8 protein-coding genes are annotated in these 9,640 nt (G+C 65.2%); 7 read left to right on the top strand and 1 reads right to left on the bottom strand.

All coding sequences use genetic code 11. The annotated features are described in order from the left end of the window. The first annotated feature begins 151 nt into the window (after positions 1 to 151). Complete coding sequence (locus ACZ6SQ_RS23575) at positions 152 to 1,144, top strand: caspase family protein (RefSeq protein ID WP_469565203.1); 993 nt, start codon at positions 152 to 154, stop codon at positions 1,142 to 1,144. Between the two features lie 39 nt (positions 1,145 to 1,183). Continuing rightward, the gene (locus ACZ6SQ_RS23580; RefSeq protein ID WP_469565205.1) at positions 1,184 to 1,435 is read left to right on the top strand and encodes a hypothetical protein; all 252 of its coding nucleotides are present in this window, start codon (positions 1,184 to 1,186) and stop codon (positions 1,433 to 1,435) included. Positions 1,436 to 1,480: 45 nt separating this feature from the next. On the opposite strand, the gene ACZ6SQ_RS23585 is transcribed toward ACZ6SQ_RS23580, so the two are convergent. Continuing rightward, positions 1,481 to 3,535, bottom strand: a complete 2,055-nt coding sequence (locus ACZ6SQ_RS23585) for a hypothetical protein (protein WP_469565207.1) — start codon at positions 3,533 to 3,535, stop codon at positions 1,481 to 1,483. A 709-nt stretch (positions 3,536 to 4,244) separates the two neighbouring features. Here ACZ6SQ_RS23585 and ACZ6SQ_RS23590 point away from each other — a divergent pair. The 5 genes from ACZ6SQ_RS23590 to ACZ6SQ_RS23610 all read left to right on the top strand — a co-directional run bounded on the left by ACZ6SQ_RS23590 (position 4,245) and on the right by ACZ6SQ_RS23610 (position 9,523). Beyond that, positions 4,245 to 5,219 carry a hypothetical protein gene (locus tag ACZ6SQ_RS23590; protein ID WP_469565209.1) on the top strand — a complete coding sequence of 325 codons (975 nt, stop codon included), beginning with the start codon at positions 4,245 to 4,247 and terminating at the stop codon, positions 5,217 to 5,219. A 71-nt stretch (positions 5,220 to 5,290) separates the two neighbouring features. After that, positions 5,291 to 6,595, top strand: a complete 1,305-nt coding sequence (locus ACZ6SQ_RS23595) for a hypothetical protein (RefSeq protein ID WP_469565211.1) — start codon at positions 5,291 to 5,293, stop codon at positions 6,593 to 6,595. A 55-nt stretch (positions 6,596 to 6,650) separates the two neighbouring features. Further along, a complete protein-coding gene (locus ACZ6SQ_RS23600) occupies positions 6,651 to 7,934 on the top strand; it encodes a hypothetical protein (RefSeq protein ID WP_469565213.1) in 1,284 nt (427 codons plus the stop codon). A gap of 191 nt (positions 7,935 to 8,125) precedes the next feature. After that, the gene (locus ACZ6SQ_RS23605; RefSeq protein ID WP_469565215.1) at positions 8,126 to 9,145 is read left to right on the top strand and encodes a hypothetical protein; all 1,020 of its coding nucleotides are present in this window, start codon (positions 8,126 to 8,128) and stop codon (positions 9,143 to 9,145) included. Positions 9,146 to 9,166: 21 nt separating this feature from the next. After that, complete coding sequence (locus ACZ6SQ_RS23610) at positions 9,167 to 9,523, top strand: hypothetical protein (RefSeq protein ID WP_469565217.1); 357 nt, start codon at positions 9,167 to 9,169, stop codon at positions 9,521 to 9,523. Positions 9,524 to 9,640: the final 117 nt, after the last annotated feature.

Below are 9,640 nucleotides of genomic sequence, written 5' to 3' on the forward strand. Positions count from 1 at the left end.
GCAGGCGGGAAGTCGATCCTGGCGGCGTGCACCAGTGAGCACGAACGTGGAGGAGATTTCCTCAAGGGGCAGCCCCTGTACCTGCGAGCGTCCATTGTCGCGTGGACCGACGCGCACGTCAGTCACCACGTCGACTCGCTGCAGGAGTGCCATGCGTAAGGCTCTGATCGTTGGAATCGATCACTACGATAACCTGGAACCGCTCACGGGATGCGTCAACGACGCCTTCGCTGTCAGGGCAATCGTCGAACGCAACTCGGACGGCACGTTGAACTTCCCGTCCCCCCAAGTGATGACGGGTACAAGTCCCGACCAGCGGGTCTCAAAGCGGGATCTCAAGGACGCGGTCAGGAAGCTCTTCGCGGACGACTCCGACATCGCATTATTCTATTTCGCGGGGCACGGATACATCGAGGACACCGGTGGCTTCCTGTGTGCGAGTGACTCCGAAACCGGCGACGACGGGCTGGCCCTGGCCGAACTGATGCAATTGGCAAACAGCTCTCGCGCCAGAAACAAGGTGATAATTCTGGACAGCTGTCACAGTGGTGTGGCTGGAAGCAGTGCCGCGAACGCCGGCCTCGCGGAGATCTCGGACGGGGTCACCATCCTCACCGCGTCGACCGCCGATCAGGAATCCTACGAGACGCCTGGCGGCGGCGCCGGCATCTTCACAAGTCTGTTTGTCGATGCGCTGAACGGCGCGGCCGCCAACCTTGTGGGTGACATCACGCCAGGCAGTGTGTACGCCCATATCGACCAATCGCTCGGACCGTGGGCACAGCGGCCGGTCTTCAAAACGAACGTCAAGACCTTCGTCTCGCTGAGGAGATCCGAGCCGCCGATCTCTCTTGCGGACCTCCAGGCCTTAACCAGGCACTTCCCGGCACCGGACTGCAAATTCCAGTTGAATCCGTCATTCGAGCCCGAACGGTCTTCGGACGAGAAGGGCGATCCTTCGATTCCGTCACCCGACCCTGCACATACAGCCGTTTTTGCCGTGCTGCAGCGCTATGTGAAGGTCAATCTGGTCCGACCAGTGGAGGCCCCTCACATGTGGCACGCCGCGATGCAAAGCAAATCATGTGAGTTGACCGTACTGGGTCAGCACTACTGGTCGCTCGTGAAGGAGGGGCTGATCTAAATGCCGATACATTCCGAAAGCTCATCGGAGGAACACGAGATGGAAGAAATGATAGAGGCGCTTGCCACCGTCGAACATGAGAGGTGGGCGCACTGGCAGCGCTATCTGCACTCCCGATGCTCGCGCCAAAGCGACGGCTCACTCATCATTCCCGCGGAACTGGTGCGGCGCTGGGAATCGCAGATCGAAACTCCGTACGCCGAACTGACGGAAACGGAGAAGGAGAGCGATCGTGAGCAAGTCCGCCGCTACCTGCCCATCATCACGGAGAAACTCCAACCTCCGGTTTGATCACCGCATGACATCGGTGCGGCCGTCACGTCGAGCACGTCGCGTTCATGCGTCGCCGGGAACGGGCGACGAGACAGGTCGACGTGCCTCTCCAGCTCGATCGACCTGGGCTAGCGCGTCGCGGGCCTCACCCCATGCCATCGCGAAGGTGAACTCGGTACGACGGCGTGCCCCCCAGACCTGCCACTCGGTGCCCCCGGTGTTGAGCAGGACCAGCGCACCACTCACGTCGTTTCTGTGCGCACGCAGCCCCGCGAAGCGCGAGTGATGGTGGGTCCGGGCGTCACTCACGGAGAGAGCCGCGTCGATGAACGAGTGCCATCGTCTGCTCAACTCGTGCCGGGGCAGCGGTGCAAGGACGAGGGCGACAGGCTTCGACGGATGCTGGTTCAGAATCTCGAGTTCCTGCAACAGGCCCTCGTTGATGACCTCCGGAGTGGCGCCCACCACGACGAGCCGGGACTTGAGCACCTCGGCCTCGATCTCGGCCTGCCATGTCTCCGTGCCCAGCCGCATGCGGGCCGCGCCGATGTCCGACCTGCTTCTCGTATCCGCGGGGTGGGTAGCGGCAATAACAGGGCCGAGTGCCCAGACATGCCGAACCGTGATCTCCTCGAAGGGCTGCCGCCAGGCAAAACTGGCGCGTTCCAGCACACTCGTTCGCGCGATGGCGCTCGACGGCATCATCACCGAGTCATCGGTGAAGCTGCGGAGATACAGAACGGGTTGCTCGGTGCTGTCCTGTTGGGCGGCTTCGGCGTCCTTCAGCGCGTAAGACCGCCCCAGCCTGCGGACCAGTACTCCGCCGAGCATGAGAAGGCCCGACAGCACGATCACCGCGCTGCCCGCCCCCAGGCCGACGACAGCCAGTACGACATAGACCACCAGATGCCCGGGTGACTGAATCTGCAGGTACCGGGCACTGGGCAGACCCCCGTCGATCAGAGGAGAGTTCGCGATGCCGGAGACCTGGGCGATGTAGAAGACGAGGAAGAGGGCGATGCCGGCCGCATAGATCAGAAGGCTGGCCAGACCACAGACGCGCACCCACCACGCGTGTCTGCCTTGTACGTCCCAGCGGCCGCGCACGGGTCTCGGCTGCCACGCCCGCCTCAGCAGACGGCTACGGCTGGGTAGTAGCCAGCCGAAGATGAAGGCGATGGCCAGCATGACGACCGGGTCGATGGTCAGGTTGCGGGTGACCACAAGCATGAACACCACCAGGAAGCCAAATGTGCGGAACAGTGCCCTGCTGCGGACCAGCATGGCGAGTTTGAACGCCGAACGGGACACGTCCTGCCACGCGGGGTCCCCACGCCGCACGCGGTATCGGCGCCAAACGTGCCGGGTGCGAATCATGCGCCAGGGCAGGACGTAGACGAAGTAGCCCACGGCAGGGATCGTCAGCAGCACCAACGCGCCCTCGTTGTAGTCCGGTTGCCTGAGGCGGACTCTCTCACCGGGAACGAGCTCGGTCTGCAGGGCGGCCATCGCGATGACACGCTCTGACAATGCGTCGAGGCGCCCCTCGGCCGGCGTCCGCAACGACACCCGGACCGCACGGTTCCCCTGGGCGAACATCCCTTCACGGCTCCGCGCCCCGCTGACGTAACGCACTTCGCGAGTCAGCCAGACACCCGGCAGGGAGCGCAGGCTCGTCGAGTGCTCGAAGAAGTTGGGATCGAACACGTCGAACCATACGAGTGTGGCCGCGTCCCTTTCGCTCGGGCAGCGCCACACCACCGCTTGCGCTTCCTCACCGGCTGGAGAGCGCCAAGTGCGCTGCCAGCCCTTGCACACGTCCATCAGCCACTTCGTCTCCGTCTCTCCCTGCCACGGCCCTTCGGACACCAATGACAGCGACGGGCCCAGTCCGGGATCTCTGATCACCAGTGAGGAGAGAGTCGAAACGTCATCACGCTCGGCGGCGCCCGGGGTCGCGGCTTGGGCATCGCCGGCCTGGCTGGCGTCGATCAGAAGGAAGAGCAGGAGAAGCAGAGATGACAGCAGGGCGCGACTCGCACTCAGTGGCCGCGATGATGTCCCGGACGGTAGACGGATCCGGCGGTGAGTGCGACGTGTCGTGGTCTTGGAGTGCACCGTCCGCCTTCGCGCCTTCGCAGTCGATGACCTCGGGCGTGAGCCATTGCGCACTCCCCTTGCAGGGAAAGACGCTAGGCCCGCGCGACGGTGCGGCAGGCGGATCGGCCTGAACCCGTACCTCTCCCACAGAGAAGTACGTCAATGCGTTGACCTCGGGGCAGACACAGGAATGAGCCCGGCCGCGCGGGCACGGGCTCCGGAGCAGAAGGTCGTCACCATGGCCCCACGAGCGTCCGCTCCGCGTTGGATGCGAGGACCGTACGGGGAAACACTCTTGCGGCCGACCGGCCGTCTTGGCGGTTCCGCAGGAGGCGTTGGGCCCTCGGGCCGTGGCACGCCGCGTACCGAGGTCGTCCATGTCCGTCATTTCCTGGAACCGCCACCCTCCGCCGTGTCCCGGAGCTAATGTGGGACCGAACTGCCACGGGGGACGCTGTGGCCGAAACCCGGGAGTGGGACGTGGGCCCCGTCGGCAATGCGTGGAGGCTCAGATGAATTGCCGCCGCACAAGCACCAAATCCCGTCTCGCCTTGCCGAATTGAGTTCCAGATTCGGCAATCCACAACGCGATCAACAGTACGCTGGACTGTGTCGTCAGAGACCACATCGAGCGGATCGATTCATGCTCTACGTCCCGTCGGGGGAGGGATAGCGATTGTCCGGAACAGAACGACGCACTTTCCGAGGCGATACCGGAACACGAGCCGTGATCCTGCGATTATGGCGCAACATCGGCTGCTTCGGGCTCTTCAGCCTTGCGCTCCTGACGTTCGGCGCTCTGCTGATCTCCGAAGGCGAACTCGCCGTGCTTGCGTTAGGCGTAGTCGCTCTCATCACGGTCGGCGTACTCAGAATGATGTGGCTGGTGCGATTCACGCTCCGCATCCGCATCAAGGAGACCGACGACGTCGTCCCGAATCTGGTCAGCTCGGGCGCACGGTACTGTCTGATCCTGCGCCCGTTCGGGTCCGCCGGACACATCATCGTGCGCAGTGGCAGGCGGCGCTGGGCGCTGGCCCTCTCCGGGATGAAGGTCACCTCCACCATGGAGCAGGTGGTCTCCAGAGCCTGGTCCGACGCATACGCCTCAGACGCATACGCGGTGGTCGACCCCAACCTCGCTCTGGCCCCTGGCAGCCTCGTCTACATGCGGGCAGGGCACACCGCCTGGAAGGAACCGGTAGAGCAACTCATCAGCGACGCCCACTCAATCGTGCTGATCCTGCCACCGCGCCAGGAGATCCGCACATCCACATGGTGGGAGGTGCGCAAGATCGTGGAACTCCAGCGCCTTGAGCGACTCACCGTGGTCCTGCCTCCGTACGACGCGAAGGGCAGCGGGTACGCGGAGTCAAGGCTGGAGTTGTGCAAACTCCTCGCGGTGACGGACGATCCGCTGTGCCTCGTCAATCTCCGCGAGGGCACCGATCCAGTCATCAGCAGCGAGCGAATCGACTACTACTCGAAGAAGCTATTGCCGCCCAATACACTCGGTGTGCACTTCTTCAAGAATCGGGGCAGTATTTTCGAGCCTCGTGACGACGAGCCCGTCACGTTCAGCATCGGCACGGGTGTCGACCGGAAATCCAGGATACTCCGCAGGAAGAGCAAGGTCAGCGAATTCACTTATCGGCATCTCTTACTGGCGGCGTACCGGTCAGATGCCGAGGAGCTGACCTGAGCCGATGAGCCAGGAGTACTGACGCCATTGTCGTGGGCATCACGGTGTCGAAGATCCAAGGTGGCCAACAAATGACCGCAACTCCCGCCGGTCGACGTCGTCGATACACGGCGGCCGCTAGGATCTCAGGCAGCTTCGCGTACATGGCCATGGGTTTCGTCGTGACGGGTTTCGCGCTCGGCTTGACCGGCGATTGGGTGTCTCTGCTGACGGTTCCCGTGGTGGGCGCGGCCTCCCTGATCGGCCTGGGGACCGCCCGACAGCACATCACGAAGGCCAGGCAGCACGACCGGCCGGTTCTGCCTTCGCTCGAGAAGTATCGAGCCATGACATACCTCCTCTACCTTCGTCCCTTCTCCGAGGACAGCAGGCTGGCGGCAATCGATCCGCTCGTCAGCGGCAGAGCCGGCCTTCCCTATGCCCGGCTGCTGGGCTTCGCGGACTCGGCAGGGGACGAGGACAGCGGGGAGGAACAGATCGTCGACCTCTTCCGCCCCTGCGGCGACGTCGTCGCCGTCGGACGCCCCGGCGAGCCCTTCGCGTTTCCCGGAGCCAAACGCTTCTACCTGCCGGAGAACGGCTGGAGAAAGACAATCAGCGGCGGCATGCGACGTGCCCGCCTCGTGCTGATGGTGGCTGTCATCGGCGAGGACACAAAGAGTGCTGACGGCACCCTGTGGGAGTTCACGGAGGCGGTGCGGCTCCTCCCGCCCGCCCGCCTGCTCCTGCTGGTCTGCGGCAGGCCCGAAGACTATCGGCGCTTCTGCGACGCAGCTGCCGCATTCCTCGAGCAGCGGTCCCAGCAGCTGCACGAAGTGGGCGAACCGCCCTTGAGGATGCCGGCACTGCCCGGTCATCCGACGGTGAGCGACGTGGACCGTCGGCAGCCGCTGCGGGGGGTCGTGCAGTTCGACGAGGAGTGGAGAGGACGATTCACTCCCTTCGACCCCGCCGTTGAGGCTGGTGGGGCACGCAGAAGGAACCGGGCCATGGTTCACCGCCAGATCGAACCGTTCATCGCGAACCTGGAGAAGAGCTTGCCCGGCGTCACAACGAAGGCCTCTGGCTTCCGATACGCCGATATCGCAAACCAATTGCTGATCAAAGCACTGATGCTGCTTGCCGCCGGCTGGTACATGGCCCACACCGATACGCCGTCCCTGTTGAGAGCCATGGTCATCGTCTTCGTGACTTCGCTCTTCCTCGGCGAGGCACGAACGGCGATAACGACTGAGCGCCGCCGGGCCCGTAGGGATGTCACGGTTCTCCCACCGCCCCCGCCACTGACCGCGAGGTCAGCGAGGAGCGGTCGTTCCAGTGTCGGTTCTCCGGTTCGCTCGGCGGCACGCAGCGAGAGGCACGGGCGCCAGGCGTAGAACCCTTCCCGCCAAGCCGAACCGGCGGCGGACCGAAACGCGACGGGGAGATCGCATGAGTACTCTGGAGCTGCTCTGGGGCACCACGAAGCTGATCACCAAGTCGGTACTCGACGGAATCGGCTTCTTCGTGCTCGCGCTGCCCGGTTTCTACATGGGGATGCTCGTCACCGCATCCGGAATGGGCTTGGCCGAACGAGTCCTGCGCAAGCGAGGGTTGTTGCCCGCCCCGAGGTCTCGCTTCTGGTTCTTGGTCGCCCCGTTCCTCGTTCTGTGCCCGACCTACGCGGTGATCGTCTTCGACAGAACCGACTTCGCCTCCACCTTCGCCGATCAGGCGGTCGGCGGCATCCTGGGTGCCCTGCTGGGATCGGCCTCGATTCTGCTGGCCTGCGTCGTTCTGCGACCTCGCCGTCGGACGGGGCCACGCAGAGCCCTCAACGCGGTCGGCAGTCGCTGCCTGAACACGCTGGCCGTCGCGACGCTTCTTCTTGCTCCGGCAGCGGGTGTCTATATCGGACGCGAAGCCTCACGTTCCCACGGCGTCGAGCGGTGGTCGGGATTCCTTTGGTCAGTCATGACCCCTTTCGCCGTCATGATGGCGGGAGCTTTGATCGCGGACGCAGCCGCCCGGCTCAAGCCCGGTTCGACACACCTGGCATCTACGCCTCGGACTCTGTATCTGCGGCCGTTCGAGTCGGAGCACCAGCCCTTCGGACGGAGCCCCACCGAGCACGACGCAGCGAACCTGGAGACGATCCTCGCCGACGCGATGCCCGCCACGTGGTTACCGTTCGTCACCCTCGGCAATCCCACTGACCGCATCGCCCCGTCCGGTGCCGTTCGGGTCTATCTGCCGGACGCGGGCTGGAAGGACGTCGTGGCACGAATGATCTCCGAGGCTCGTTGCGTGCTCGCCGTCCCTTCCATGGCTCCCAGCACCTTGTGGGAACTCGCCCACATCCGGCTGACGGGACAGCAGCAGAAGTTGTTCGTCCTGACGCCTCCTGCCCCGACCTCGAGAGCGGTGACGAAACGGGCGCCCGACGACGGCCGTTGGCTTGAGTTGGTCGTGAGCAGCTTCCTGGCACCGCTCGCGGCCGTGCGCAACATGGCCAGGGGCCCGGTGGTCCAACCGTTCCAGTCCTGGGAGAAAACGGCCGGCGCTCTTGCCGCAGCGGGCTTTGTCCTCTGCGAGGATCCCGGCCCGGGGAGCGTCGTGAGCTTCGATCAGGAGTGCAGAGGGGTGCTGGTGGCGAAGCGGTGCACCAGCGTCCGTGGCTGTCTGCGCGCAACGGACCGTCACCTCGCCCGATGGGAGGACCCACCGCGCGTGTGAGGCGGGCTCGTCGCCCGCCATTACCACCCTGGTAGTCCTCGCCCCCTGCGTGTTCTGGCTGGCTGAAAAACCCAGAAGGTCTCTGGCCACGAATCTTGACTACTGCTCCACACGGGCCGTAATTCGAGGAGAGGCTTCTCGAGTTTCAGGGGAGCTCACGTACTCATGCTCGGCGGGAACGGAGGCGGATCATGCGTTACCGGCTCGACCCGGCCACCGAAGCAGAGGCGGCACGCGGCAACCTGCTCGGCAGCCTCTACACCGGCACCCTAGCCGGACTCTCCTACGCCTACATGACAGGCCGGATCTCCGAGGTGACCGGCGGTGTGGAGATCCCGCATGACTCCGAGCTGTTTCCCTGGCTGGCCGGCGGTACCGGCCTGGTTTCGGCGCTCCTCGCCGTCGCCCTGGTCGTGCGCGTGGTTCGCTGGCAGATCGCGTTCTCGCAGCGGCGGCAGGCACGCGATCCGGTCAAGGCACTCCTCCTGCCGCCATCGGCCGAGCACGGCGCGCCTCTGCGTCGGTCGCGGCCCAGCCGCACCACTCTGGGCAACGTCGTGCCACTGACCCTCGTGTGGGTGGGCTACCCGCTGGCGGTGGTGGGGCTGGGGGTCTTGCTGACGCCCGAGCGTATGGGGTCACGTGATGAGGAAGCGCTCCTGCTCGCCGGGGTGGTCGGCGGCACGGCCGCAGCGGTGCTGCTCGTGGTCGGAATCGACGTCATGCGTCGGCGCCTGCTGGCCTGGCAGGTGCGCAGGCTCTCGCGGGACCCGGCCTTTGCCGAGCTGATGCCGCCCGCCACCGCCGCTCCGTCCGGTTACCGGGCACCGGTCGTTCCCGAGCTGAAGATCTCCTACTACACGCCGCCTCGGTCCATGGTCTTCGGCCTGCAAAAGGTCAGCGCCACGCGCAACGTCTTCGGCCACCAACCGCTGAACATCGCGTACTTCCGACTGTTCGAGAACGAGTTGCGGGTGCGTGACTTCATCAAGGGGACGTTCCGCCGCTGCGGGTATGTGCATCTGCTGCGCAGCGCCGCGTCGGTGCGCTACTCCGAGCTTGCGCGGAGGCGGCGCTCCGGGACGATCGGAGAACTGTTCATCGCGTCGGACCGGCACATGCGACGCGCGCTCGCCTCACGCCCCCTCGGTCCCCTGCCCAGCGGGTTCCGCATCGTCCGGGGCACCGGCGGCAGAGGTGTGCGGGTCTGAGACCGCAAAGGCAGCTACCCGATGTCCGCCTACCTGTGCCACGGCACCTACTGGAAGCGCGCGGTAGACACCTTGCTGGAACTCGCCGACCTCGTCGTCATCGACCTGTCCGGTTTCCAGAAGGAGAACATCGGCACGGGATACGAGCTGCAGCGCGTCATCGACCGTTGCCCCGTCCACCGCGTGATCGTCCTCGCCGATACCGAGAGCGACACCCACTACCTGGCTACGCACATAAGACACGCCTGGTCGAGGATGGCGCCCGACTCACCCAATGCCGGCGGCGGCATCCGGAGCCTGCTGGTCAGCCAGATCGCCGTCGGCGGCCAGGGTGCCACCCACCACTTGATGGCTCACGCACACAAACGACTGAGGTGAAATCGATCCTCCACGGGCACGGTGGGACGCCGAAGCGGGGGGGGGGGGGGGGGGGGGGGGGGGGGGGGGGGGGGGGGGGGGGGGGGTGTTGGGCGGGGGGGGTGGGGGGGGTGGTGT

The sequence above is a fragment of the Streptomyces sp. NPDC048600 genome (assembly GCF_055587025.1).

What these genes read in the sequence shown, in the direction of transcription:
- ACZ6SQ_RS23580 (WP_469565205.1), top strand. Translation starts at nt 1,184, where the DNA reads ATGGAAGAAATGATAGAGGCGCTTGCCACCGTCGAACATGAGAGGTGG.
- ACZ6SQ_RS23610 (WP_469565217.1), top strand. Translation starts at nt 9,167, where the DNA reads ATGTCCGCCTACCTGTGCCACGGCACCTACTGGAAGCGCGCGGTAGAC.
- ACZ6SQ_RS23605 (WP_469565215.1), top strand. Translation starts at nt 8,126, where the DNA reads ATGCGTTACCGGCTCGACCCGGCCACCGAAGCAGAGGCGGCACGCGGC.
- ACZ6SQ_RS23575 (WP_469565203.1), top strand. Translation starts at nt 152, where the DNA reads ATGCGTAAGGCTCTGATCGTTGGAATCGATCACTACGATAACCTGGAA.
- ACZ6SQ_RS23595 (WP_469565211.1), top strand. Translation starts at nt 5,291, where the DNA reads ATGACCGCAACTCCCGCCGGTCGACGTCGTCGATACACGGCGGCCGCT.
- ACZ6SQ_RS23600 (WP_469565213.1), top strand. Translation starts at nt 6,651, where the DNA reads ATGAGTACTCTGGAGCTGCTCTGGGGCACCACGAAGCTGATCACCAAG.